General features: G+C 70.9%; 18 protein-coding genes. All 18 read left to right on the top strand.

The features are described from left to right. The 18 genes from FB600_RS09405 (at position 1) to FB600_RS09320 (ending at position 25,852) form a co-directional block, all read left to right on the top strand. Positions 1-1,908 (top strand): hypothetical protein, encoded by a 1,908-nt coding sequence (locus FB600_RS09405; RefSeq protein ID WP_145756626.1) that lies wholly within the window; start codon positions 1-3, stop codon positions 1,906-1,908. Further along, complete coding sequence (locus FB600_RS09400; protein WP_096750888.1) at positions 1,908-2,552, top strand: peptidoglycan-binding protein LysM; 645 nt, start codon at positions 1,908-1,910, stop codon at positions 2,550-2,552. Before FB600_RS09405 ends, FB600_RS09400 begins: the two co-directional genes overlap by 1 nt. Further along, positions 2,545-3,588 (top strand): phage late control D family protein, encoded by a 1,044-nt coding sequence (locus FB600_RS09395; protein ID WP_096750887.1) that lies wholly within the window; start codon positions 2,545-2,547, stop codon positions 3,586-3,588. Before FB600_RS09400 ends, FB600_RS09395 begins: the two co-directional genes overlap by 8 nt. After that, positions 3,585-4,208 carry a phage baseplate assembly protein V gene (locus FB600_RS09390; RefSeq protein WP_096750886.1) on the top strand — a complete coding sequence of 208 codons (624 nt, stop codon included), beginning with the start codon at positions 3,585-3,587 and terminating at the stop codon, positions 4,206-4,208. The genes FB600_RS09395 and FB600_RS09390 overlap by 4 nt, the downstream gene beginning before the upstream one ends. Positions 4,209-4,221: 13 nt before the next feature. Beyond that, positions 4,222-4,635 (top strand): PAAR domain-containing protein, encoded by a 414-nt coding sequence (locus FB600_RS09385; protein ID WP_098152069.1) that lies wholly within the window; start codon positions 4,222-4,224, stop codon positions 4,633-4,635. Position 4,636: 1 nt separating this feature from the next. Beyond that, positions 4,637-5,026 (top strand): GPW/gp25 family protein, encoded by a 390-nt coding sequence (locus FB600_RS09380; protein ID WP_096750884.1) that lies wholly within the window; start codon positions 4,637-4,639, stop codon positions 5,024-5,026. Between the two features lie 13 nt (positions 5,027-5,039). Beyond that, entirely contained in the window at positions 5,040-5,240 is a 201-nt protein-coding gene (locus FB600_RS09375) for a hypothetical protein (RefSeq protein ID WP_096750883.1), read from the top strand. A 29-nt stretch (positions 5,241-5,269) separates the two neighbouring features. Further along, entirely contained in the window at positions 5,270-8,518 is a 3,249-nt protein-coding gene (locus tag FB600_RS09370) for a hypothetical protein (protein WP_145756624.1), read from the top strand. Then, positions 8,515-9,660 (top strand): hypothetical protein, encoded by a 1,146-nt coding sequence (locus FB600_RS09365; RefSeq protein WP_096750881.1) that lies wholly within the window; start codon positions 8,515-8,517, stop codon positions 9,658-9,660. The genes FB600_RS09370 and FB600_RS09365 overlap by 4 nt, the downstream gene beginning before the upstream one ends. Then, positions 9,657-10,712 (top strand): phage tail protein, encoded by a 1,056-nt coding sequence (locus tag FB600_RS09360; RefSeq protein WP_145756622.1) that lies wholly within the window; start codon positions 9,657-9,659, stop codon positions 10,710-10,712. The genes FB600_RS09365 and FB600_RS09360 overlap by 4 nt, the downstream gene beginning before the upstream one ends. A gap of 43 nt (positions 10,713-10,755) precedes the next feature. Next, positions 10,756-11,610: a hypothetical protein gene (locus FB600_RS09355; RefSeq protein ID WP_096750879.1), complete on the top strand. Its 855-nt coding sequence runs from the start codon at positions 10,756-10,758 to the stop codon at positions 11,608-11,610. A 10-nt stretch (positions 11,611-11,620) separates the two neighbouring features. After that, on the top strand, positions 11,621-15,241 hold the full coding sequence (locus FB600_RS09350) for a hypothetical protein (RefSeq protein WP_098152063.1): 3,621 nt from the start codon (positions 11,621-11,623) through the stop codon (positions 15,239-15,241). A 96-nt stretch (positions 15,242-15,337) separates the two neighbouring features. Further along, positions 15,338-16,294, top strand: a complete 957-nt coding sequence (locus tag FB600_RS09345; protein ID WP_145756620.1) for a hypothetical protein — start codon at positions 15,338-15,340, stop codon at positions 16,292-16,294. A 34-nt stretch (positions 16,295-16,328) separates the two neighbouring features. Next, positions 16,329-17,015, top strand: coding sequence for a hypothetical protein (locus FB600_RS09340; RefSeq protein WP_096750876.1), 687 nt, complete (start codon positions 16,329-16,331; stop codon positions 17,013-17,015). A 20-nt stretch (positions 17,016-17,035) separates the two neighbouring features. After that, positions 17,036-17,857, top strand: coding sequence for a hypothetical protein (locus FB600_RS09335; protein ID WP_145756619.1), 822 nt, complete (start codon positions 17,036-17,038; stop codon positions 17,855-17,857). A 29-nt stretch (positions 17,858-17,886) separates the two neighbouring features. Further along, positions 17,887-18,396, top strand: a complete 510-nt coding sequence (locus tag FB600_RS09330; protein WP_096750874.1) for an aspartyl/asparaginyl beta-hydroxylase domain-containing protein — start codon at positions 17,887-17,889, stop codon at positions 18,394-18,396. Further along, on the top strand, positions 18,383-20,938 hold the full coding sequence (locus tag FB600_RS09325; RefSeq protein WP_145756617.1) for an ATP-binding protein: 2,556 nt from the start codon (positions 18,383-18,385) through the stop codon (positions 20,936-20,938). Before FB600_RS09330 ends, FB600_RS09325 begins: the two co-directional genes overlap by 14 nt. Before the next feature lie 27 nt (positions 20,939-20,965). Further along, positions 20,966-25,852, top strand: a complete 4,887-nt coding sequence (locus FB600_RS09320) for a DUF4157 domain-containing protein (protein WP_145756615.1) — start codon at positions 20,966-20,968, stop codon at positions 25,850-25,852. The last annotated feature ends 60 nt before the right edge of the window (positions 25,853-25,912 follow it).

The raw sequence follows: 25,912 nt of genomic DNA, 5'->3' as shown, positions 1-25,912 counted from the left end.
ATGCGGCTGGCCGCGATGCGGGCCGGCGCGGCCGCCGGGGCGCCGGCGGCGCGGCGGGCTCGGCATCTTGCCGCGCGCGGCGCGCGGATCGCCCGGGTCGGCGCGCGGCTGCACGGCGCCGCGCAGCCGGCCGCGCCCATGGTGCTGCTGCGCTCGGCCGCGGGCAGCGTGTCGATCGCGCTGAGCCAGGCCTTCGCGCTGCATCTGCGGCAGGTGACGCTGGTGCAGCGCCTGTTCCGGCAGGTGCTGGCGCGCGCCGGTGGTGAGCGTGGTGAGCGTGGTGAGCGTGGTGAGCGTGGTGAGCGTGGTGAACGCGGCGCTCGTGGAGAGATTGCTCGCGCCTTGGCGCTCGGCCGCGCCAAGGCGCGCGAGATCGGGTGGAGGTCGGTCGCGCGTGAAGTCGCCGCGGCACGGGCGCAGGTGATCGACGCCGCGGTGGATCGCCGATTGAAAGCGCGGCTGTCCGCGCCGGCCGGCATGCACCTGCCGGCGACGCGTTTCGTGGTCGCCACCCTCGCGCGCGAGATCGTCTATCGGGCGGCACGCTCGATCCCGGCGGAAAGCGGGCCGGCCCGCGCTGGAGACACGCCCGGCGGCTTGCGTCTCGTGATGCGCTCGACGGCGCGCAGCGAGGTACCCACATCGACAGCGGCGGCCCGGCGCGATCATGCACGGCCCGCGTCCGCCGCCGCGCAGGCGAACCACGATGGTCGCGAGCGGCGAGCGCCGGCACGGCTGGTTCCGGCTTCGCACATGCCGGCCATGCGCATCGCCGACCCCTCGCGAGCCGCCGAACCGAGCCCGCGAACCGCCGACACGGCGCCGTCCCTGCGCATGATCGGCCAAGCTCGCGGCAGCAACGACAAGCAGCGTGCCGGCGCATCGATTCATGTGTCGTCGCCCCTCCCCGCCACGGTGATGACGCTGCGCGCGCCGGCACGCTCCATCGACCGCGAAGCGCCGATCGATCGGGCACGGCAAACCGACATCCTCGCGGCCTTGACGCAGCGAATCGCACCGGCACCCGCCCTCGCCCCGGTTCGTGCGGCGCGCCTGCCCGGCACGGCGGCTTCGCGCGCGACGCGGCAGGTCGCCATGCATCGCCTGGTCCAGCTCGCCGTGGTTTCGAGCGCGTCGGAACGCGCCGCCGGATTCGCGCCGCACCCGGACCGGGTCTTCATGGCCGCCCGCCTGTCGCTGCTCGCGCACGGCGGTCCCGCGTCGGCCGCGCCGACAGCCGCCGCATCGATCGCGACGCCCGAGCCTTCGACGCTGCCCGCATCGACACGGCTCGCCAGGCACGTCGAATCGCGCAGCGGCACGGCCGCGCGTCGCCCGACCTCCTCCGCGCACACCGCCCCCGCGCCCCGCCGCGTGCGCATCCTGACGCGCGAAGGCAAGGCGCTGCCCCCGGCCGCCGCGCTCGCCCGGGCCGCCGCGTCGCTGGCCGTCACCTCGCCCGCGCCCGTCTCCCGGGCCATCGCCTCGCCATCCGCGTCCACGCGGATCATCGCTTCGCCGCCAGCCGGGCCTCGCGCCGCGAGCATCGCCGCCGCGCCTGTCCTGGCCTCGGCCGCGCCTCTCGCACCACGCCTTGCCGCCGCCGAGCCCGCCCTGTACCGCTACGGCGACAACCAAGCCCGATCCCGCGCCATCGCCCACGCCTACCGCCGCGCCCCGGGGCGCAGCGCGGCCGAGGTCGAGCGCGAGATCCGCCATATCGAGCGGACCGTGCAGACCCAGGTGGTGCGCGAGATCCTGCATCGCCGCGAACACCTGGAGCAGATCCGCGCGACCGTCGCCGACACGCTGCGCTCGCCCGCGCTGATGCGCTCGCTGGTGCGCGGCGTGGAGGCCGCGCTGGCCGGCCGCGCCAGCGCCGAACGCTATCGCCTGGGAGCCCGCTGATGCTGGAGATGGCCAAGATCGTGGTGCAGAAGACCGGCGAGGAGATCCCGGTCATGTACAACCCCACCGAGCTGTCGCTGAACAAGACCGTGCAACTGCAGGGCCAGGGCTCGAACGTGCAGTTCCAGCGCGTGGACGACGACGACCTGACGGTCTCGCTGTTCTTCGACACCTACGAGAAGCAGACCGACGTGCGCAGCCTGACCAACCGCATCGCCGCCCTGACCCAGCCGACCATCGGCACCGCCCAGCGCCGCGAGCCGCCGGTGGTGGTGTTCACCTGGGCCGGCCCGCTGTTCGTCGGCATGATCAGCAAGCTCGACCAGAAGTTCACGATGTTCCTGTCCTCCGGCGTGCCGGTGCGTGCCGAACTGAGCGTCACGCTCAAATCGGTGCTCACGCCCGACGAGGACCTGCGCGCGCAAGGTTATTTCAACTGCCGGCGGCTCTGGCAGGTGAGCGAGAACGACCGGCTCTACCTGATCGCCCAGCGCACGCTCGGCGACCCGGGCCAGTGGCGCCTGATCGCCGAGACCAACGGCATCGACGATCCGCTGAACTTCCCGACCCGCCAGGACATCGGCCGCACCCTGGTGATCATCGACGTGCATGGCGAATCCTTCAACGGGGCGGCCCATGTCTGACGTCCAGACCGGCGGCTTCCGGATCCTGAAGAACCGCCAGGCGCTGTCGGGCGCGGTGGCCGCGGCGATCAGCAGCGTGAGCGTGCAGCACGAGATCAACCTGCCGACCATGTTCAGCTTCACGCTCAACATCGTCTCGCCCACCGGCGCCTGGCAGGACGTCAACCTCGACGCCTTCGCCCCCGGCGACGCGATCTCGATCTGGCTCGGCATCGACCAGCCGACCCAGCTCGTCAACGGCGAGATCACCGCCATCGAGCCGCACTTCAGCCAGTATTCGAGCGCCACCATCCGCGGCTTCGACCGCATGTACCGGCTGCGCTTCGGCACCCGCACGCGCACCTACCAGCAGGCCAGCGACAACGACATCGCCGCCCAGGTGGCCAGCGCCGCGGGCCTGACGATCCGCGCCCAGGGCCGCGCCGGCATCGTCAACGACTACGTGCTGCAGAACAACCAGAGCGACTACGACTTCCTGATGAGCCGCTGCGCGCAGATCAACCACGAGCTGCTGATGGACGACACCACCCTGGTGTTCCGGCCGTCGGCCGAGGGCGGCAGCCCGGTGCGCACGCTGAACTTCCCGGCCGACGTCGACGACCTCGAGCTCGCGCTGCGCCTGCCGACGCTGGGCAAGCAGGTGACCGTCAGCAGCTACGACATCGTCTCGAACCAGCCGCTCTCGGCCACCGCCGCGAGCGGCACCGCGAAGGACCGGATGGGCGGCACCGAGACCGGCTACCAGGCCGCCGACGGCTTCCCCGATTCCGCGGTGCGCTACGAGCGCCCCAACATCAACTCGCCCGAGGCGCTGCAGGCGGTGGCGGCCGCGCAATACCAGCGCAACCTGGCCGGCTTCATCGAGGGGCGCACCAGCGTGCTGGGCGACGCCAGCCTGGTGGCCGGCATCAACGTGCGGCTGACCGGCCTGAGCCAGCGCTTCAACGGCATCTACTACGTCACCTCGAGCACCCATACCTACGATGTCGAGGACGGCTACCAGACCGAATTCACCCTGAGGAGAACCGGAATATGAGTCCTTCGCCCAGCCTGTCGCCCGAATCGCTGGCGCTCGGCGTCACGCTCGGCAAGGTGGCCGACACGCGCGACCCCGAAGGCTACGGCCGCGTGAAACTGAGCTTCCTGCTGAAGGGCGCGGAGATCGAATCGGACTGGGCGCAGATCGCCAGCTTCTTCGCCGGCCCGAACAGCGGCGCGTTCTTCCTGCCGCAGCCCGGCGACGCCGCGCTGATCGCCTTCGCCGACGGCGACGCCAGTAAGCCCTACGTGATCGGCTTCCTCTGGAACGGCGCGCAGAAACCGCCGGTGCCCGTCGACCAGCAGCAGGACCTGCGCGTGATCCGCACCAAGGGCGGCAAGACCATCACGCTCGACGATTCGCCCAACGGCGGCGGCGTGACCATCGTCGATGCCAGGCAGAACCGCATCCGGATCGACAGCGCGACCAACGCGATCGAACTCGCCAGCGAGGGCGACCTGTCGATCACCGCCAAGGGCAAGCTGACCATCACCGGCGCGCAGGTGACGCTGCGCAACACCGCCGGCAGCGTCAAGGCCACGCTGGGCCAGGCCACGCTGGATGTGCAGGGCGGCCAGAACCTGAAGCTGTCGGCCACCATGATCGACCTGAACTAGACGGAGCGCCGCGATGGGACAAGCCGCAGCCAAGATGGGCGACAGCATCGTCAACGCCGCCGACATCCACGTGGTGCTGGTGCCGAGCCCGGGCGGCCCGGTGCCGACCCCGCAGCCGTTTCCGTTCAACGGCAAGATCTCGATGAATACCAGCCTGAACGTGCGCATCAACGGCCGCCCGGCCGCCACGGTCGGCTCGATGGGGCAGAACCTGCCGCCCCACATCCCGAGCTCGGGCACCTTCCAGGTGCCGCCCACCAACCTCGGCCGGGTGGTGCTGGGCAGCATGACGGTGCGCATCAACGGCCGGGGCGCCGCGCGCATGGGCGACTTCTGCGAGACCTGCCACGACATCCCGCCCGGCGGCCCGCAGGCGCCGCCGCCGACGCTCCAGGTACTGGGGCTGTCCAACGTGATGATCGGCTGAGATGAGCACGCCAAGCGACTTCCTCGGCCAGGGCTGGGCCTTCCCCGTGGCCGTGCACGGCGGCGCCGTGATGCTCGCGGCCGGCGCCGACGACATCCGCCAGGCAATCCTGATCATCCTGCGCACCGCGCCGGGCGAGCGCGTGATGCTGCCCGAGTTCGGCTGCCGCATCAACGAGCTGGTGTTCGCGGCCGGCAACGCCACCGCCGTGAGCCTGGCCCAGCTCTACGTGACCCAGGCGCTCAACCGCTGGGAGCCGCGCATCCAGACGCTGGCGGTGCAGGTGACGATCGCGCCCGACACGCCGCAATGCCTGCGCATCTCGGTGGACTACCTGATCCGCGAGCGCAACCAGCCGCAGAACCTCGTGTACCCCTTCTATCTCAAGTAAGCCGACCCGCACCATGAACGAAGCCATGCTCACCGCCCGTATCCAGGAACTCGAGGACAACCGCCGCGCCGGCGAGCAGCAACTGCGCGCGCTCGAGACCAAGCAGCGCGAACTGCAGCAGACCCTGCTGCGCATCGGCGGCGCGATCCAGGCGCTCACCGAGCTGCGCGACGAGCTGCGCCAGCAGGCGGCCCCCGGCGACGGGCAGGCCTGAGCCGACGCGCGCCCCCGGAGCCCGCCACGATGGCCGAGCCGATCCTCGACTTTCGCAGCCCCGACGATTTCTATCGGCAGGCGCTGACGCTGGCGACCGTCTACACCCAACAGTGGAGCGGCAACTGGCCGCCGCCGCTGCAGGACCCCGGCAGTTGGCTCGATCCCGCGGCGACCGCCGCCGCCGTCAACCAGGACCCGGGCCTGGTGCTGCTGAACCTGTTCGCGCAACTGGGCGGCTATACCGCGCTGATCGAGAACCGGATCCCCTACCAGCGCCGCCAGTCGTTCTTCCAGTTCCTCGGCCTCTCGCCGCGCCCGCCGCAGCCGGCGCGCGCGCCGCTGGCCTTCACGCTCAAGCCCGGCCAGGGCGCGCGCCTGGTGCCGGCGCAGACCGCAGTGATCCCGCCCGACGCGCAACAGATCCGCTTCCAGACCGAGCAGGACTTCACCGCGGTGCCGGCCCGGCTGACGGCGGCGATGACCATCATGCCCTCGCAGGACAGCTACCTGGACGCGATGCCGGCCTTCGAGACCGCGCTGGCCGGCGCCGACGATCCGCCGGGCGCGGCGCTGTTCCTCGGGCCCGACGACCAGGACATCATCGCGACGCCGCTCGGCCACTGGTTCATGATCGGCGACGCCAATCTGTTCAAGCCCGATCCGACGCCGCAGCGGATCACCATCACGCTGGTCGGCGAGCGTCTCCATCCCGACTACTTCGGGCAATGGTTCGACGCCGCGCTGAGCCCGCTGGCGGTGGTGCTGGCCGGCTCGGACGACGCGCGCCGGCTCGACATCACCCTGCCCGGCCAGCCGCTCGCGCCGGCCGTCTCGATCGAGACGCTGGTGGAATCGCTCTATGCGCGCGAGGACCCCGGCGCGGGGTTTTCCGATCCGTGCGCGGCGCTGGCCGACCCCTCCACCGAGAACTGGCTGCTGACCTGCCCGGCGCCGGGCATGCCGATCCTGTCGACGCTGGCCGGGCAGTTGCCGATCATTGACGGCTGCCAGTGCACGCTCGAGGGCGGCCAGATCCAGCCTCAGCAGGCCGCCTGCAACGTGGTCGCGCTCGACATCGCCAACGGCGCCTACCCGTTCGGCGAGACCCCGCAGGCCAACGACGCCTTCTACGTGCGCAGCGACGCGGTATTCGCGCGCACCGGCGCGCGCGTGAGCCTCGATTTCGATCTCGCGCCGGTCGCGCAGACCTACCCGGTGCAGATCGTCTGGCAGTTCTGGGACGGCAGCGCCTGGCGTCCCTTCAACGCCACCGCCGCGCAACGCAACCTGTACCAGTGGGTCGACACCACCAGCAACCTGCAGGGCAATACCAGCGGGCGGCCGACCTCGATCGCCTTCCTCTGCCCGGCGATGAAGCCGGTCACCGTGACCGGCAGCGAGGGGCTGTGGATCCGCGCGGTGATCGCCGCGGGCGGCTACGGCGCGCCCGGCGGCTTCAGCACCTCGAGCATTTCCAGCACCATCGACCAGGTGCCCGACAGCATCCTGCCGCCCGAGCAGAAGGCCGCGCTGATCGCCTGGCTCAACGACGTGGAGGGCGTGAACTTCTCCTACCAGTTCAGTGAGGCGCAGTTCGCGCCGCCCTTCATCCGCAGCCTCCAGCTCGGCTATACCTACTCGGCCGCGCCCTCGCGCTTCTGGACCTACAACGCCTTCGCGGCCAGCCGCTTCCTGGCCGCGCCCTACGTGCCGGTCGACGCCGAGCTGAGCGGCTTCTACTTCGCCTTCGAGCCCGCCGGCTTCGAGACCGACAGCGTCGGGCGCCGGCTGCAGCTCTACCTGTCGATCGAGGGCGAGCGCGCCGAGCCGGGCCGGCCGCTCGACTGGCAGTACTTCGACGGCGCGGCCTGGCAGCCGCTGCCGGTGGACGACGGCACCTACGGCCTGAGCCGCTCGGGCATCGTCGCGATCCAGGTGCCGGCGGACATGCCGGCCAGCCCGCTCTATTCGCAACTGGCCTTCTGGTTCCGCGTCGAGAACGCCCACGTCGAGCGGACCATCCGCGTGCTCGGCCTCTATCCGAACGCGGTGATGGCCGGCAACGTCACCACCATCGTCGAGGAGGTGCTCGGCTCCAGCAACCAGCAGCCCGGCCAGCGCTTCCAGATCGCCTATCCGCCGGTGCTGCCCGAGCTGCAACTGCGCGTGGACGAGCCGCGCGGCATCGACGACATGTCCGGCGCGGGCTCGCTGTCGGACAGCCTCGGCGGCACGGCCGCGGCCGGCTCGGCGGGCACCGCCGCCACACCGGGCAGCGACGCCTCGGGCGCGGCCGGCGCGCGCGGCTACGGCGAACGCGCCGGCGGCACGCGCGGCGGCGGCACCAGCGCGGCCGGCGACGCCAGCCCGGACACGATCGGCCGGATCTGGACCCAGGTCGACAACTTCGCGCTGTGCGGGCCGAGCGACCGCGTCTACACGCTCGACTGCCGGAACGGGCTGGTGAGCTTCGGCGACGGCTACAACGGCATGATCCCGCCGGCCGGCTACAACAACGTGGTGGCCGCCCGCTACGACACCACCCAGGGCCTGCACGGCAACGTCGGCGTCAATACCCTGAGCCTGCTGCGCCCCGGCATCAGCGGCATCGACGCGGTGTCCAATCCGTCGGCCGCGCGCGGCGGCGTGGACGGCGACGGCGCCGACGACATCGCGGCGAGCGGCCCGGCCCTGGTCAAGGCCGACGGCTACGCGGTCGACCTCGACGACCTGGCCGCGCTGGCCGCGCAGGCCAGCCAGCAGGTCGCGCGCTCGCGCGCGATCGAGACGCCGGAGCAGCGGATCCGCATCCCGCTGCTGGCCCGCTCGCTCGACCCGATGCCCTACACCACGCCGCAGACCATCGAGACGGTCGCCGCCGCGGTGCGCGCGCAGGTGCTGGCCACGCTCGCGCCGCGCATCGATTTCGTCGCGCCGTCCTTCGTGGCGGTCGCGGTGCTCGCGCAGGTTACCGCGAACTGCGCGCCCGACCAGCGCAACGCGCTGCAGCTGACGCTCGCCGCGCAGCTCGCGGCCTTCCTGCAGCCGGTGTTCGGCGGCCCGGCCGGGCAGGGCTGGGCCTTCGGCGAGCCGGTGCGGGCCATGGTGGTGAACCGCTTCCTGCGCCAGTTGCCGGGCGTGACGGCGGTGCAGGCGCTGAGCCTGAACGGCCGCGCCAACGGCGACGTGGCGCTCGCCCCCGACCAGTTGCCGATCGCCGGCGCCATGACGGTGCGGGTCACCGCCGCCACGGGCGGCAGCGGAGCCGCGCGATGAGCTTCGAGCTGCCGCAACTCGACACGCAGACCTACGCGCAGTTGCTCACCGAGCTGGTGCGGCGGATCCCGCAATACACCGACCAGTGGACCGACTACAACGACAGCGACCCGGGCATCACCCTGCTGCAATTGCTGACCTGGATCGGCGAATCGCTGCTCTACCAGGCCGACCGGATCCCGCTCGTCACCGACGAGAACTTCCTGCGCTGGGTGCTCGGCCTGTACTCGGGCTCGCCCACGCCGAGCGATCCGCCCTATGCCGCGCTGGCCGACAAGCAGCACGACGCCGACTTCCTCGCGCTGCGCGCCGCGCTCGCGCGCCTGGAGACGGGTCAGCCCACCTCGCGCGCGGCCTTGCAGCGCGAGGTGCTGCTCTACCGCCAGCAGCCCTACATGGCGCTGACGCTGGACGACACGCGCACGCTCGCGATGCAGGCCAACCCGGTGATCGCCGCGCAGAACGCGCAGCGCGCCAAGGCCAATCCGCCGCTGGCGCCGATGCTGCTGCTGGTGGCCGCCTACGCGCTCACGCACGACCAGGCGATCCAGCTCTACCTGCTCGGCAACGCGCCGCTCGGCTACCAGTACCCGCCCTGGCCGAACACGGGCGAATACCCGGGCTCCACCAGCATCGCGCGCCGCCTGCTGCTGCTCGCGCCGCAAAACCAGCAGGACCGGCAGGACCAGACCAGCACCCTGCTCTACAACGTCAACGGCTACCTCGCCCCGCGCGTGCTGGCCGGCAGCACGCTGCTGGTGCAGGCCGCGCAATTCACCTCGATCGACCTGACGCTCGCGATCCGCTGCGTGGCGGGCGCGAAGCTCTCGCCGATCCTCGACGCGCTGGTCTCGCTGCTCTACGACTACCTGCTGCCCACCGGCGGCCCGGCGGGCGGCTGGCGCTACGGCCAGGCGCCCACCGCCGACGACCTGCGCCACCTGGTGCTCGGCGTGCCGGGCGTGGAAGCCATCGACAGCTTCGTCTACACCTACCTGCCGACCATCGTGCTCGGCGAGATGGCCCAGCTCGGCGCCAACACGCTGCTGGCCGCGCTGCCGCCGGGCCGCTCGGCGCAGCGCTACGCGGGGCTGCCGCAGTTGCGCTGCCTCGACATCACCGCCACCGGAGCGAACGGATGAGCAGCCTGCCCTCGGCCTACCTGCGCTACCTGCCGGCGATCTACCAGGACGCCGCGGCGCCCTTCGTCGGCGACTACCTGAAGATCTTCGAGAAGCTGCTGACCGGCATCGACGACGGCGCGCTCGACGGCCGGCGCGGCATCCAGGAGCTGCTGGCGGCGCAGGTGATCGGCAACCTGTTCTACCCGCGCCTGTCCTTCCTGTTCCCGCCGTCGGACACGCAGTTCATGCCGCCGATCTCGGGCGCGACGACCGCCCAGGAACAGCAGATCCTCGCCGACCTGGACCGCTATATCGGCGTGCCCACGCCGCCCGACCCGGCCCTGAAGTTCGCCGGCCAGGGCAGCCGGCCGCCGCCCGAGGCCGCCATCGAGGCCTGGCTCGGCGGCTTCCTGGACTGGCTGGGCGGCTGGGTCGACCTGATCCCCGACGGCAACTGGAGCCTCGACAAGAAGCGCAACGTGATCGCGCAGAGCCTCGCGCTGTACCGCATGCGCGGCACCCCGCAGGGCCTCTCGCTGCTGGTCAACCTGCTGCTCGACCTGCCGATGCAGATCGTCGGCGTCTCGCTGGGCTCGGTCGACGGCGAGACCCCGCCCGATCCGAGCGAAACCCACAAGACGCCGCCCGGCAACATCACGGTCGGCATCTCGAACCCGGCGCCCGCGCTCGGCGCGCCGGCCGCCTGCATCACCGTGGAGGACGACCCCGCCAGCCGCGACGTGTTCGTCCTGCGGGAGAACGACAGCCCGCCCTGGCCGGTGGTGTCGGGCTACGCGCCCTGGGTGTTCGACGTGCTGATCACGCTGCCGAACTACGCGCAGCCCGATTTCCTGCTGACCGCCGGCAACGTGGCGCAGATCCAGCAACTGGTGCGGCAGCTCGGCCAGTTGCTGGAGCGGATCCGGCCCGCCGCGACGCGCTTCCGGATCGGCATCGTGCCGACCCTGCACCTGCTCGACAAGCCGCCCGCGAGGAACCAGGCGGCAAGCTGCGCGACGCTCGGCGTCAACACGCTGCTCGGCAGCGGCGGCGACAAGGCCCATCCATGACGATCCGGCCGCGCCCGGGCCCCCATCACACGAGACCCCTTTCATGAGCACCGACAAGATCCCCTCGGACGTCGCCACCTGCCTGAACTACACCGACGGCATGTTCCTGACCGCCTCCAGCATGGCGATCGAGCAGAACTATTTCTCGAACTGGATCCGGCTGCAGAACCGCTACCTCTACACCCCCGGCGTGCTGTCCGGGCTGCTGCCGACGCAGCAGGGCAATACCGTCAAGGTGGATCCGGGCGCGGGCTTCGACGCGAACGGCAACTTCCTGGTGTTCCCCGGCGACACCGGCAACGTGCTGGCCGCCACCCGGGACTTCGGCGACAGCTACGCCGTCTACCTCTGCTATCCCGACGCGTCCACCGCGATCGACAAGAACAATCCCGACTACGCCAACGAGGCGGCCGTGCTGAAGAACGCCAGCAGCACCAACGCGCCCGACAACGCCATCAAGCTCGCCGAGGTCACGCTGGTGGCCGGCACCACCACCATCGACAAGATCGCGGACGCGCGCAGCGGCGTGAGCAGCCGGCTGCCCGTCACGCTGGGGACCAACCAGCAGGGCGCGATGCTCGCCGTGACGCCGCCGCCCAACCTGGACGGCCTGCGCCACGGCGCGCAGACGGTCGACACGCGCACGCTGTCCGCGCCGGGCGACAAGGTGGCGGTGAGCGTCAACTACCTGCCCGACGGCTCGCAGGCCTTCAGCGTGCCGCCCACCGCCGTGAACACCAACGTGCTGGGCGAGGTGCCCTATGCCGTCAACGTCACCGCGATCGGCACCTCGTCGTTCCAGATGACGCTCACCGCCATCCTCACGCGCAGCAACACCACGCCGAGCGTGCAGATCGCCTGGTTCGCGCTGCCGGCCGCGCCGGCCCGCGCGGGCTGAGGGAGCCGCGATGAGCACGCCCCCCATCGAGCGTCCCAACTACTTCGCCGGCGAAGCGCTGCTGACCGACGATTTCATCTGCGAGCAGCAGTACCACATGGCGGTGCAGAGCATCAACAACAGCAGCCTCTACACCTACGGCATCGCCTCGGGGCTGGAGGTGCACTGGGATTCCGCCCAGGTGCACGACCAGGTGGACGTGCTGCCCGGCATGGCGATCGACAGCCTGGGCCGGCAGATCATCCTCGGCGCGCAGCAGGTGGTGCGCTTCACCGACATCCAGCCCGGCGCCAGCTACTACCTGACCATCAGCTATGCCGAGGCCTATGCCGACTACACGGTGCAGCCGTCCGGCGTGGCGGGCTACAAGCGCATCGTCTCGCAGCCGCTGATCCAGCCGGTGCTCAACCTCAAGGAGCCGGGGCTCAACATCGTGCTGGCGGTGGTCAGCTTCTCGAGCCTGGGCACCATCAACGCGATCAACTACCGCGCCAGCACCGCCGCGCGCCGCTACGTCAGCTCCACGCTCGGCGGCCTGACCCTGATCGCCGAGGGCGCCGGGCTCAGCGGCAATCCGGTGTCGAGCTCGCAGCCCGCCGCGCTCGACCCGAACGACGCGACCATCTACCCGCGCCTGCTCGCCAGGCTCGACGCCGCCGCGCAGCAGGTCACGCTCGAGATCGCGGCCTCGCGCACCCAGTTCGACGGCGTGCTCAACACGCTCGACAACCTCGGCATCGGCACCAGCCAGCCCCATGCCAACCTCGAGATCCTGCCGCTCGCCTTCGACGGGCCCGGCGCGATCAGCTCGGACGGCCAGCTGGTGTCGTTCTCGGCGCCGGTCTCGCCGTTCTTCCAGCCCGGCGACGTGCTGCGCTCGGCCCCGCCCGTCACCCTGCTGCCCGACGGCTCGATGCGCTTCGGCCTGGCCCAGCAGCGCACCATCGTCAAGGCCGAGCCCGACAAGCAGATGGTGACGGTCGACCTGGCCTTCGACCCGCCGCTCGCCTCGATCGGCTACACCTACCAGCGCGCGCTGCTGGCGCGCTTCGGCCTCGACGCGAATGCCAGCCTGCTGGAAGTGGGCATCGACGGCTCGGTCGGCCTAGGCCCGCAGGCCTCGCTCAAGTCCGGCGACGGCACGCCCGGGCGCCATGCGCTGAGCATCGTGCCGGGCGGCCAGGTCGGCATCGGCCTGAACGATCGCGATCCGAGCTGCGCGCTCGACGTCGGCGGCCAGATCTCGGCCGCCTCGATCGCCACCCAGTCGCTGGTCGCGCAGGGCGTGGTGCAGGCGCAGAGCTTCGTCGGCAACGGCTCGCAGCTCGAGGGGCTGCAGACCTTGAGCTACTGGACCCGCGAGACCATCGGCACGCCCACCAGCAACCTCTACTACAACGAGGGCAATGTCGGGATCCGCAACAGCACGCCGGCCGGCTCGCTGTCGGTGGGCGGCGGGCAGTCGGTGGTCGGCAACGGCAACATCACCTCGCTGAGCAACAGCGTGATCCAGGGCTACCAGAGCACCTTCACGCAGCAGGTGTCGGTGGGCGACCTGATCTCGATCGGCTCGATCGTGCAGCTCAAGGGCGTGATCAGCGAGATCGTCAGCGACACCGAGCTGGTGCTGCAGCAGCAGTTCCCGGTGATCCTCACCAACTCGGCCTATCGATACGGCGCGGCCGACGGCAGCGCGCCGCAATCGGCGGCCGGCACCATCAGCAGCGAGGGGCGCACCGTCAGGGGCGCCGGCACCAGCTTCACGAGCAAGTGCCAGGTGGGCGGCAGGCTGGTGATCGACAGCTTCCAGCCGAGCACCTCGGTGGCGCAGACGCGCAGCGTGAAGAAGGTCGACACGGCAACCGAACTGAGCATCGACACGGCGTTCGCCCTCGACCTGAAAGACAGCAAGTACTACCTCGGCGATGCCGAGGACCCGTCGCCGGGCACCATCAGCAGCAGCGGCACCACGGTAACGGGCACCGGCACCGACTTCACCAAGCTGCCGGCCGACGCGACGATCCGCATCGACAGCACCAGCGCCCTGCCCGAGAAGATGCGCGTGAAGTCGGTGGACTCCGACACGCAGCTGACCATGATCCTGCCCGACGGCACCCCGATCCAGCCCGACGCGCAGTTGTTCGCGATCACCTCGGTCTACCAGATCACGCCCTCGCTGCTCGCGCACTTCGGCGTGGACCCGAACCCGGACGGCACCAAGCCGCCCGCCATGCTGGTGGTGACCAACGAGATCAGCGACGCCAACAGCGCCGACCAGCACAACACGGTGGCGATCAACGTGCCGCTCGGCCAGGTGCAGAGCCGTTATGCGCTGCAAGTGGACGGCGACGTGAACTTCACCACCGGCAGCATCGACGCGGACGACCTGACGGTGAAGACACTGACCGCGACGGTCAGCGCCGAGGTGCTGGGCGCCGACAAGCGCGTCCTGTTCCACGCGGGGGAAGCCGCGCCGTCCGGCGCCAAACCGACCCTGACGGTCGGCGGGTCGGCCGTCACCGTCACCGCGCTGGCGGCCGACAGCGTGACGGCCAGCGGCGACATCACGAGCCTGGCCACGGTCAAGGCCGCGCGACTCGACGGCGATGCGCTCAGCGCCGGGGGCGTGAGCTTTGCCGCCAACGGCAGCGTTCAGATGCTCGGTGCGCGCAAGGTCTACACCTGGGCCAGCATGCAGGGCGACGACAAGTACCGCATCTACTGGGAAACCGCCGCCACCGACGGCTACGTGATGGCAACCGTCGGCCAGCCGAACCCTGGCGGGCCGGAATTCCTCGGCGTGTTGACCGGTTCGACCTACGAGGGCCCCACGCAGACCAGCTTCACCTATGCGATGGCGTTTGCCCAGACCTTCGAGACACCGGGCAAGGACAAGATGTATCTGCCGGTGCCCGGCTCGTTCACGATGCCGGTCAGGCAGCAGGAGAAATGGCAGGTGGAGCTCAGCTCCACCCCCGACGACGGCACCAGGCCGCAGGTCGAGTTCTACTGGATTCCGCTCGGCACGGGCGGCGCGCAGGCCGGGCACGCCGCCATGAACGCACCGGGCCAGCCGCCGTCCGCCGACACGGCCGCCCTGTCGGGAAACAGCCTCGGCGCGCAGGTCGAAAAGCTGCTTCAGCGCATGCGCGGCGGCGGGCTGCCCGGCATGGTCGCCACCTCACGTCGGGATGTGGCGCAGCGCATGGGCGACCTCACACAGGTGTTCGGCGACGCCACCCGCATGAGCCCCGACGCGCAGGCGCGGCAGCGCTTCACCGACGAGCTCGCGAAGATCGTCTGCGCGCCCGACACGGCGCCCGTGCACTCCACCTCCGACGCCTTCCAGGAGCATGTCGGCACCCTGATCGATGCCTTCGAGCAGGCCCTGGCGCGCAGCTTCACGGGCGGCGAGCGCAACCTGCTGGCCGACGGCGTGGCCGCGCTGGTGCGGATCAACGACACCGCCGGCAACCGCGGCGACCTGCAACTGATCCGCCAGAACATCGGCCTGTTCCTGGAGAACGTGCAGAAGGTCCTGAACACGCAATTCGACAACGGACAACTGCGCATGCTCACGCGTGCGCTGGTGCGCCTGGTCGGCGACGGGTCGGGCGCCGATCGTGTGTGAGCGCGGGTGGCCGCGCGCCGCGCGCTTTCCGACCCTTGACGGCGCCCGCCGAGGCGATGCGCCGGGCCATTCGAGCCAGCCAACCCGGAGATTACGATGTCGACTCCCGCAGCCACCACGTTTGGAACACGCAGCGCCTACAACCAGGGCAACCTCGACCCGCAAGGCGAGTTCAGCCAGATCGCCGAGACCGACGGCTTCGTGATGGCCACGGTCGGCCAGCCGGCCGCCGGCACCAATTACTTCGGCACCTTCGAGGGCGTCACCACCGCCGGCGGCGCGATCACCAGCTTCGCCTACGCGACCGGCCTCGCCTACCACCTGCCGGCCCAGCAATCGAAAAAGGGGCCGCAGAACGTCTACGTGCCGGTGCCCGGCTCGTTCACGCTGCCGGTGCGCGCCGGCGAGACCTGGACGGTCCGGCTGACCGCCCTGCCGGACATGGTGCAGGCGCCGCAGGTCGAGTTCTACTGGATCCCGATCGAGCACGGCGGCGCGGGCGGCGGCGCGGGCGGCGCGGGCTCGGCCAGCGCGATGGCCGACGCGCTCGCGCGGCTGCGCGCCGACCTGCACTCGGGCGTGCTGCGCGCCTCGATGCTGGCCTCCACCCAGCGCGCCATCGACGGCCGCGTCGACGACCTGATCCAGGTGCTGGGCGACACCGTCAACCCGGCCAGCGGCGAGATCGAGCGCCGTCAGTTCGCATCCGCGCTACGCCGGATCGTGTGTTCGGCCACGCCGCCGGGCGAAGCTGCCGATAATCGCGTGGCGGACGCCGATCTGCACGCCGTGATCGCCGCGTTCGCCGAACTGACCGGCCGCGGCTACACGAGCGAGCAGCGGGCCCTGTTCGCCGACGGCGTGCGCGCGCTGGTGCGGATCAACGACAACGAAGCCAATCGTCACGATCTGGTGCTGATCAAGCGCAACGTCGACCTGTTCCTCGACAACCTGCAGGCCGCGCTCGGCCAGACGCTGAGCCACAGCGAACGGCGCCTGCTGACCCGCGCGCTGACGCGCATCGTCGGCGACGGCTCGCAGGGCCAGCCCTGATCAGGCGCGCCTGAACCGCAAGGAAACCGCAGCCATGAACGGTAGCCCCGCCCTCGCCCCGTCCCTCGATTCGTCGCTCGCGCCGCGCCATCTCGCGCTGCTCGACGCGCCCGCCTGCGAGGACTGGGTGATGCGGGTGATGCTGGCGCGCCGCCACTGGCGCCAGCGCCACCCGCTGGTGCCGTTCTACACGCTCGGCCTGGCGGCCTACCTCGACAGCCCGGGCAGCGGCACCGGCCTCTATCGCGACGCGCTCGCGCGCCGCGCCAGCAACGCGCTGCTGGCCGGGCAGTTCCAGCCGCTGCTCGATAGCGTGGCCGCCGCGCTGGCCGAAAGCCTCGCCGCGCCGACCATGCTGGCCGAGGACGCCGCCCTGCCCGGTTTCCACATCTACCTGCCGAACCCGGTGTTCGGCGAGCCGGTGGCCAAGGTGCACCGCGACCTGCAGTTCCAGGACGTCTATCCGGCGTCGCGGCCGGCGGCGGGCGACCTCGTCAGCTTCACGCTGTCGCTGTCGACGCCGCCCGGCAGCGGCCTGAACCAATGGGCCGACGAAGCCGGGCAGCCCGAATTCTTCCCGTATCGCGACGGCATGCTGATCGTCCACGACGGGCTCGTGACCCACCAGGCGGTGCTCGCGTGCAACGGCACGGTCGAGCGCATCACGCTGCAGGGGCACGGGATCCGGCGCGACGACGGGCGCTTCGTCCTGTACTGGTAGCGCATCACGAGGAGGCGGCGATGAGCGATCCGAACCACCCGGGCCCGGCAAGGGCAGACGATGCCGAGTTCGAGCACCCGCTGCTCGACGAGGCCGCCGCCGCCGAACTGGTCGAGCGCCTGCTCGACGTGGAAGGGTTCTGGATCGCGCGGCACGCGCGCCTGCCCTTCCACACGCTGGGCGCCACCAACTACTACGACATCACCGCCAACCCGGCGCGGCCCTACGCGCGGCTGGCCGCGCGCTACAACCCGTTCCTGCTGGCCGAGTTCGGCCCGCTCTACGCGGCCCTGGCGGCCGCGCTGCGCGAGCGGCTCGGCCGGCCGGTGGCCTGGCTGGCCGACACGCAGCCCGCCACCGCGCTGCCCGGCTTCCACATCTTCGGCGCCGATCCGGCCTTCGCCGCGCGCGAGGAGCACGACGTGCTGCACGGCGACTGGTTCCGGCAACGCGACGGCGAGGCCTTCCCCGGCAATCCGATCCATGTCGACACCGCACATCTCGCGCTCGGCCTCGACGCGCAGGCGCGCCAGGCCGGCGACGCGACGCCGCTCGCCACGCTCTCGTTCACGCTGCCGCTGGCGCTGCCCGACGGCGGCGCCGGCATGCGCCTGTGGGACTTCGGCCACGAGGCGACCCGCCTCGACGATCGCGCGGCGCAGCAGGCGCGCCTGCGCCGCGGCCCGACGCGCGAGCTGGCCTATCGGCCCGGCACGCTGTTCCTGCATTCGGGCACGCGCTATCACCAGGCGCGCGGCTTCCCGGTGCGGCCGGGCCAATACCGGATCACGCTGCAGGGTCACGGCGCCTGGCTCGACGGCGCCTGGCGCCTGTTCTGGTGACGCATCCCTCGAACCCAGTGGAGGCAGCCATGTTCCAGCCCTCGACGGCATTTCCGTTCCTCGCGGCCCTCGAACGCGATTGGCAGGTCGTGCGCGACGAATGCGACGCGCTGCTGCCCGACGAATTCGACGCCTGGCCCGAGCGCGCGCTCTACAACCGCGGCTGGGACGTCTACGGGCTGCACCTGGAAGGACGGCCGATCCTCGAGAACTGCGTGTTCTGCCCCGGCACCGCGGCCCTGCTCGGCGCGGTGCCGGGGCTGCGCCACGCCGGCTTCTCGCGGCTCGCGCCGGGCACCGAGATCGCCCCGCACGTCGGCTACAGCGGCGCGGTGCTGCGGCTGCACCTGGCCCTGCGCGCCGAGGGCGACTGCGCGCTGCGGGTGGGCGGCGAGACGCGGCGCTGGACGCCCGGCCGGGCCTTCGTGTTCGACGATACCGTCGAGCACGCCGCCTGGAACCGCAGCGACGCGCCGCGCATCGTGCTGCTGGCCGACTTCCTCCGGCCCGCCGGGAGCGAACGCCATGCAGCTCGCTGAGGCAGCCCCCTATGCCGACAACGTCGCGCTGCTCGATGCCCTGCGCGAGCTCGGCGACAGCCTGATCGAGCGCGCGCTGCTGCGCCGCCAGCTCGACGAGACGGCATCGCGCGAGGGTGCCGCGGCGCCGGCGCCGGCGCCCGACGCGGCCGATGCCGAGGGGACGGCCCCCGACCGGCTCGACGAACTGGCGCGGCGGGCCCGTCACGCGGCGCCCTCGTCCGGCCAGTTGGCAAGGCAGCTGGCCGAACTCGACGCGGCGATCGCGCAGCGCCGGCAGCGCCACGCGGCGCGCGCGGCCGCCAGCGTGCATGCCTGGATCTTCCTGCCGTGGATGCATCTGTGCATGCTGTTCCACCTCGACGCGCGCGACGAGGCGCTGCTGCTCTGCGCGCTGCTGCCCGAGCTCGATCGCCGGTACGAGGCGATCCTGCATGCGCTGGCGGGCCCCGGGGATGGCGCCGCTGCCGGCGGCGGCACGCTCGCGCACGAAGGCCCGCAGGTGCCGCAGGTGCCGCAGGTGCCGCAGGTGCCTCTGGGCAGCGCCGTGCTGCTCGCCGGCGACGCCTCGATGCCGCCCGAGAGCCTGCTGCAGCGGCTGGGCCGTGACGCCGCGCTGGGCGAATGGGAGCTGGTCGAGCTGGCGCCGGGCACGCGCCTCGGCTCGCTCGCGGGCGGCTACCGGCTGAGCGCGCCGATCGCCGCCTACCTGCTGGCGCGCGCGGCGCCGCAACTGCGGCTCGACGAACCGCTCGCGAGCCTGGCCGGCGAGCCGCCGCTCGACGCCTTGCTGATCGACGCCGAGCCCTTGCGGCAGCTCGCGCGCTTCGCGGCGGTGGTCGATGCCGACGCCGAGCCGGGCAGCTACCTGCTGCATCTGCAGGGCGCCGACCTCGAACGCCTGCCGCAGGTCGCGGCGGCCACCATCGCGCGGCTCGGCATGCACGGCGCGCTGCTCGACGGTCGGGCGGTCGCCCGCGCGCATGCCGAGCGGCAGCGCAGCCGCGCGGCGCTCGCGACGCAGATGAAGCGGCTGTGCCGCGACGCGCTGCTCTGCAACCGGGTGCTGGTGCTGAGCCATTGCCAGTGGCTGGCCGGCAGCCAGGACGGCGCCGACGACCTGCTCGACGAGCTGCTGCGGCTCGCGCTCGACAGCCAGCGCCTGCTGGTGGTGCTGAACGGCCCGGCGCGGCGCCTGGCCGATCTCGCGCACGGCCATCAGGCGCATCGCGCGATTCCCGCGCTGATCCGCATCGGCGCGCCCGACTCGGCCCTGCGCGCGCGAATCTGGCGGCGTCACCTGCCGGCCTTCGCGTTCGAGGTGGACGAGGCGGTGCTGGCCCAGCTCGTCAACCAGTATCCCTTCACCGAATCGCAGATCGTGATGGCGCTGAAGGATGCCGCGAGCCGCCGGCTGATCGACGGGCCGGACCCTCGCGTTGACAACCCGCCGCCCGGCGCCGCGCCGCCTGCGGTTGCGGCGCCGGCCTTGCAGGCGGTGTCGCCCGTGTCGCGCATGGCTGCCGTCAAGCCGGCCACGAGACCGCCGCCGCCGCTGCGCGCCCTGTCGAAAACCGGCGCGCCGCCGGCCGTGCTCGCGCGCGATGCGCGGGCCGATTCGGCCCGGCTCGCCGTGCCGGCAAGCTCCGCGCCCGGCCGCGCGGTGGATCCCGACACGCAGCGGCTGTTCGACGCCTGCCGCGAGCAGAGCCAGCGCACCCAGTTGGCGGTCGCGCAGGAGGTACGCACGCGCTACCGCTTCGACGACATCGTGTTGCCCGACGAGACGCGCGACTGGCTGCTCGAGGTGCTGCACTACGCGCGCAACCGGCACCAGGTGGTCGAGGGCTGGGGCTTCTACGCCAAGCACCCGGCCAGCCGCAACCTCAGCGTGCTGTTCCACGGGCCCTCGGGCACCGGCAAGACCATGGCCGCCTCGATCATCGCCAACGAGCTGAACCTGGGCCTGTTCCGCATCGACCTGGCCAGCATCGTCAGCAAGTACATCGGCGAGACCGAGAAGCAGCTCGCGCAACTGTTCGACCAGGCCGAGGCGATGAACGTGGTGCTGTTCTTCGACGAGGCCGAGGGACTGTTCGCGAAGCGCACCGACACGCGCGATGCGCACGACCGCTACGCCAACCTGCAGACCGGCTACCTGCTGCAGCGCATCGAGACCTACCAGGGCATCGTGATCCTCTCGACCAACCTGTTGCAGAACATCGACAAGGCCTTCCTGCGACGCTTCCGCTTCATCGTCGAATACCCGTTCCCGAGCGAGGCGCAACGGCTCGCGCTGTGGCGCAACGCGTTCCCGGCGGCCGCGCCGCTCGGCGACGATCTCGACTTCGCCCTGCTGGCCGAGCGCGCGCCGCTGTCGGGGGGCAACATCAACAACATCGCGATCGGCGCGGCCTTCCTGGCCGCCGCGGAAGGCACGGCGGTGGGCTGGCGGCATCTGCTGCAGGCCACCGAGCGCGAGTATCGCAAGCTCGGGAAGGTGTTCGTGCCGCATGAATTCGAGTGGGGCGAGGATGATTAGGCCTGGCGGACCGGCGCAGGCGATGTGATGGGCAAGCTCGGCGCGAGCGTCGTCAAACCGGCCGTGAAGGCGGCCGAGCCCGGCAGCCCCGGGCGGATGGCGGCGCCCGCGGCCGGCGATGGCGGCGATGCCGGGCTCGTGCCGATGGCCGCGTATCACTATGGCGGCAGTGCGCTGGGCTGGCCGGCCGCGGTCCGCGAGAAGGGCGCGCCCGGCTCGCCCTCGGCGACGGCGCACGCGGTTTCGCCCCCGCCCGCCGTACCGCCCCCTCCCGTGAGCGCGCCCACGCCCGTCGCCCCCGCTACGCCGCCGAACCGCACCGGGCTGCCCGACGATCTGAAACGCGGCGTCGAACACCTCGCCGGCGTCGATCTCGGTGCCGTGCGCGTCCACTATGGTTCGCCGCAACCCGCCCGCCTCGGCGCGCTCGCCTATGCGCTTGGCGCCGAGATCCATCTCGCGCCGGGGCAGGAACGTCATCTGCCTCACGAAACCTGGCACATCGCGCAGCAGGCACAGGGCCGCGTCGCGCCCACCGTGCAATGGAAGCGCGACCTGCCCGGCAGCGAGAACGCCGCGCTGGAACGCGAGGCGGACCGGATGGGCGAAGCGGCGCTGCGAGCCGGCCGGACGACCGAGGCGAACGAAACGAACGGAGCGAGCCATGCAGGCGGCACGGGCGGCGTGTCCCGGGCGAGCGCGGCAGGCAGTTCGCGGCGCATCGGCCGCTGGCGAGCCTCGCCGTCGCACGGCGTGGTGCAGCGCATGCCGGACGAAGCACTGAGCCAGTTGCGCAATTGCTCGAATATCGAAGCGCGCCTGGCCCTGGCGCTGAGGAACGCACGCTGGATCCACGAGACCTTTCCGCTGCTGCGCAGCAATCAGGAAACCTACAAGTCGATCAAGTCGGCCCTGGTCAGGCAGGTGCGCGAGGCCGCGAACTACGCCCCCCTCTATCACGTCTTCATCAGGACCTGGAACGACGGGCTCGATGCTCACGACCTCGCCTACGTCCGCAGCCAGCCAAGGAACCTGCCTACCTATGCCCCCCGCCCCCACGAGCCGTTCGTGGCAGGCGCGAAAGCGACGGACGAAGCCCTGGCGGCATGGTTCAGCAAGCCGTCGTGGGCGAAATTGTCGAATCCCGACAGCAAGCTCGCGAAGGCCATTCCGACGCTGCTGACGGAACAGGATTTCCCCGAGCGCGTCACCACGGCCCTGAAGCTCTACTTCGCCCACACGGCGAATTTCGTGCCGGTCAACAATCTCGGCCGCGATTTCCGCTCGGTCGAGCACGGTCAGTACTACCGATCGAGCAACGACCCGGTGCGCCGGGACAATACCGCCCTGCTGAAGTCAGCGGTACGAAAAAACGCGAAACGGGACGGCATCGACCTGCCGGAAAAATTCACGGCCCAGATCACGAATCGCGCGCTGCATGACGCGCTGGTCGAACGCGGTTACGTGAAACCGCAGATCCAGGCGACGCAGTTCGTCGGATCGAGTCAGGATCCCGCCAGCAGCATCTCGGTCTACCAGAGCGTCGCCGGCACCCATACGGGCTCGCTCGGCCTGATCCAGAACGTCTATCGCACCGTGCAGATCGGCACGCAGCTCGCGCCGGCGAGTGCGCCGTCGTCGCGACGCTCGTGGCGGGAACCGTCCGAGGCGACCGTCGATCCATTGCTCCAGCCCTTGATCCCGGACGCGCAACTCGCGCCCGACACCGAGCTCAACTATCACGATCTGCTGCTCCTCGATCGCGGCACGCTGATCGCGCAGACCGCGAAGGAAGTCGGGAAGATACTGAGCGCCGGCCGGCGCGGCTGGCGGGCCGTGCCGATCCAGTCGCCCACCCACGCGAGCCTGATCCTGGAGCTGGTCGATCGGGCCGGCGGCAACCCGCTCGCCGAATCGGTCTGGCGCAATACCTTTATCGCGGCATTCAACGAGGCCGCCGGGACATTGGGCCTGCAAACGCGCGCGACCCATCGCGGCAGCTTCGGTTTCCTGTATCCGAGCGTGTCGTCGGTGGGCGGCCCGGTGCGGCTCTGGCCCGGCCTGACACCGCCCAATGTCTTCAAGGGCTTGGTCGTCAAGGCCCTCGAGATCCTGCACGGGAACGACTCGCGCTTCCAGAAACCGGACCTTACCCGGAGCACGCGGCCCAGGCCTGCCGCATCCACGACGCAATGGCGCGACGTGCCGCTCTATCGCGAGGCCCTGAAGACGGCGGTCCGCTATGCACAGGACAGCTTGCACGGCGTGGTGTCGATCGACGGCCCCCGGGCCTTCGCGCGATGGATCATGGTGCGCCTGCAACGCAACCTCAAGCGCGCGCAGTTCCTGCTCGCGCGCCCGGTGGCGAGGAAATCCACCGACCACGAGGCCGCCTATGTGAAGGCGGCCTCGGTGATCGAGAACCTGATGGAGTACAGCTATCTGCTCGAAGCCTTCAACGCGCATGGCCCCGACTCGCCAGACGCCGTGCGAAACGACCCGTATCCGCAGTATCTGCGTGACTCGCTCTCGCTCGACCCCACGCGGCACGACACCGCGACGTTCTACCTGGACAGCGGCATGCAGGCGATCGTGACCGCCAACCTGCTCGCGCGCACCTGGGCGATCGACCACAAACGCATCGGCGCTGACGAACCGCTCGAGTCGATCGACCTGTACAGCTATTTCGAATACTCGTCGGTCGACAAGGAAAACCTCTACATCCGGCCGATCAATCGCGGCGCGCAGGGCTATCTCGACAGCGCCGCCCTGGACGAGGCGCTCGACGAGCGGGACCGGCAGGGCACGGCACCGCCCGCGATCATCGCCGCCGACCTGAACCCGGTGCTGACCTCGATCCAGGCAAGCCGCAACCGCGTGCCCTACGGCGAGGTGTTCCGCCGCTTCGCGAACCAGACCGCGAGCGGGGCAGGACCGAGCACCGGCCCCGACCCGCTCAACGACACCACCGTGCCGATCGTCGACGTGACGAACGCGCCGCTGTCGGATGCCGCCAAGCTCGATCTCGCGGCTGGCTACGAGAATTTCATCATCGTCGAAAGCCTGTCGAAGCATCAGCAGCTGAGTGCCGACAAGTTCACCATGGGCCGGCTCAGCGCGATCGGCACGCCCGAGTTCATGCGCGCCGCGAACGCCCTGGTCAAGCCGATCGAGGAAGCCGCGTTCCATCGGCTGACGGCCACCTACCGCCTGCGCGCGGATCGCATCTTCTACGGCGGCAGGGACAGCGCCAACACCGCCTCGCTGGCCGCGCAACTGAAGGACGCCGGTCAATACGACCGGTTCATGGCGCTGATGGGGCGCGAGACGATGTGGAATGCGATCGACAAGCGGCCGGACGGGGACGCCGCGACGCTGCGCGAGCGCCAGCGGGCCATGCGCATTGTGCTCGACGACGTGCTCGCTGTTTATGTCGACGAGGTGCTCGCGCCGGCACAAAGCAAGCACGACCTCGATGCCGCGCTCCGGGCACTGCCCGATGCCGACCGACGCGATGTGACGCAGCGCATCGAGCGACGCTTCGGCGCCACGCTGAAGGCCAAGGAGGCCGACGATCCCCACACGCGCGCGTTCCTGCGCCTGTCGCCCGACTCGTGGCAATCGACCGGCATCGCCAATGTCGGCAACACCTGCTATCTCGCGGCCGCGCTGAACCTGCTGGCGCTGTCGCCGTATCGGAGCCTGTTCGCGGCGCTGCCGCCCCCCGCCGTCGATCCGCTCGCCGAGCCGCGCGCGCAGATCGAGGCCACGCTGGCCACGATACGCCACGGACTGCCCGTCGACTCCGCCACCGTGGGCCACCTGCTCATCACGCTCGACGCAGCGGGCCTGCTCGGCGACGGCGCGCTGGCGCTGAACGCCCAACGCGATCCGACCGAACTGCTGGGCAATCTGATCGACCACTTCGGCACCGCCAATGCGGGCGGTGCCAATTACCGGCTCACCCAGGTCTACAGCAAGCGCATCTCCCTCGGCCGGGATCTCGAGCTGCGCGACGGTGTGGCCCCGGCCGGCTTCTCGCCCTTCACGCCGGCACTGGGCACCGGATTCGGCAATTTCGCCGACGTGCGCACGGCTGACTGGCTGATCAAGCTGCAGATCACCGGCGTCGACAGCCTGCGGGACGCGCTGCGCCGCTATCAGAGCAGGGAGCCGATCGCGCAGATCAGCGGCGTGACGCCGGTCAACCATGGCGGCGCGCAGCGCAATCTCGTGTTTACCTCGACGGGCGACAGCCAGATCAGCCTCGGCAACGAGGCGCCGCGCGCGATCACGATCCAGCTCATGCGCTGGGTCCAGGCGCGGCAGCGGATCCGCAAGGACAGCCGGCCCATCGACATGCCGCGACGCTTCGCGCTCAACGGGCGCCGCTACCGCATCCAGACGGTCGTCTACCACGTCGGCGCGCAACCTTATGTCGGCCACTACACGACCAGCACGCGCGACGACGCGGGCTACTGGAGCTACCGCGACGACAGCCGCGTCTCGCCCGACTACTATCACGTGCAGCGGATTCAATACGGTTATGTCTATACCTATGTCGACGAGGGGCCGCTTACCCTGGCCGACGCCAACCTGCTCGACCTCGCGAACCCGGGGCCGTGGCCGCCGCCCGGGCCGCTTGCGCCGCCGCCCGTCGCCGTACAGGACGCGCAACAGCAGCCGCCGCTCGCCCCTGCGCCCTTGCCGGCGGTGACCACCACCACGACACGATCGGACAATGACGGGCGCGGCCGAAAGCGGCCCTTCGACTCGACGCTCGGCCGGCGGCCGACGTCCAGCCGCCAGCCAGCCCGGAAGCCGGCGCCGAGCGATACGGAGCAGGAATCCGAACGACCGTTCAAGCGCCGGCCGCCCGACCCCGACGGCAAGCCGGGAGAGGACAGATCCTGAACGGCGCCAGCCTCGCGCCGAGGCAGGCGCGATCGCATGCGCGGCGTCGTGGCCCCGCTT

This window comes from Burkholderia sp. SJZ089, from assembly GCF_007828315.1.
In the GTDB taxonomy this organism is placed as follows: Bacteria; Pseudomonadota; Gammaproteobacteria; order Burkholderiales; family Burkholderiaceae; genus Burkholderia; species Burkholderia gladioli.
The sequence above is the reverse complement of the archived record's forward strand: the minus strand, read 5'-3'. Positions and strand labels throughout refer to the sequence as shown.

Coding starts and splice junctions, on each gene's coding strand:
- FB600_RS09355 (WP_096750879.1), top strand. CDS start 10,756: ATGAGCACCGACAAGATCCCCTCGGACGTCGCCACCTGCCTGAACTAC.
- FB600_RS09345 (WP_145756620.1), top strand. CDS start 15,338: ATGTCGACTCCCGCAGCCACCACGTTTGGAACACGCAGCGCCTACAAC.
- FB600_RS09370 (WP_145756624.1), top strand. CDS start 5,270: ATGGCCGAGCCGATCCTCGACTTTCGCAGCCCCGACGATTTCTATCGG.
- FB600_RS09325 (WP_145756617.1), top strand. CDS start 18,383: ATGCAGCTCGCTGAGGCAGCCCCCTATGCCGACAACGTCGCGCTGCTC.
- FB600_RS09380 (WP_096750884.1), top strand. CDS start 4,637: ATGAGCACGCCAAGCGACTTCCTCGGCCAGGGCTGGGCCTTCCCCGTG.
- FB600_RS09365 (WP_096750881.1), top strand. CDS start 8,515: ATGAGCTTCGAGCTGCCGCAACTCGACACGCAGACCTACGCGCAGTTG.
- FB600_RS09400 (WP_096750888.1), top strand. CDS start 1,908: ATGCTGGAGATGGCCAAGATCGTGGTGCAGAAGACCGGCGAGGAGATC.
- FB600_RS09395 (WP_096750887.1), top strand. CDS start 2,545: ATGTCTGACGTCCAGACCGGCGGCTTCCGGATCCTGAAGAACCGCCAG.
- FB600_RS09390 (WP_096750886.1), top strand. CDS start 3,585: ATGAGTCCTTCGCCCAGCCTGTCGCCCGAATCGCTGGCGCTCGGCGTC.
- FB600_RS09375 (WP_096750883.1), top strand. CDS start 5,040: ATGAACGAAGCCATGCTCACCGCCCGTATCCAGGAACTCGAGGACAAC.
- FB600_RS09405 (WP_145756626.1), top strand. CDS start 1: ATGCGGCTGGCCGCGATGCGGGCCGGCGCGGCCGCCGGGGCGCCGGCG.
- FB600_RS09335 (WP_145756619.1), top strand. CDS start 17,036: ATGAGCGATCCGAACCACCCGGGCCCGGCAAGGGCAGACGATGCCGAG.
- FB600_RS09320 (WP_145756615.1), top strand. CDS start 20,966: ATGGGCAAGCTCGGCGCGAGCGTCGTCAAACCGGCCGTGAAGGCGGCC.
- FB600_RS09340 (WP_096750876.1), top strand. CDS start 16,329: ATGAACGGTAGCCCCGCCCTCGCCCCGTCCCTCGATTCGTCGCTCGCG.
- FB600_RS09330 (WP_096750874.1), top strand. CDS start 17,887: ATGTTCCAGCCCTCGACGGCATTTCCGTTCCTCGCGGCCCTCGAACGC.
- FB600_RS09360 (WP_145756622.1), top strand. CDS start 9,657: ATGAGCAGCCTGCCCTCGGCCTACCTGCGCTACCTGCCGGCGATCTAC.
- FB600_RS09350 (WP_098152063.1), top strand. CDS start 11,621: ATGAGCACGCCCCCCATCGAGCGTCCCAACTACTTCGCCGGCGAAGCG.
- FB600_RS09385 (WP_098152069.1), top strand. CDS start 4,222: ATGGGACAAGCCGCAGCCAAGATGGGCGACAGCATCGTCAACGCCGCC.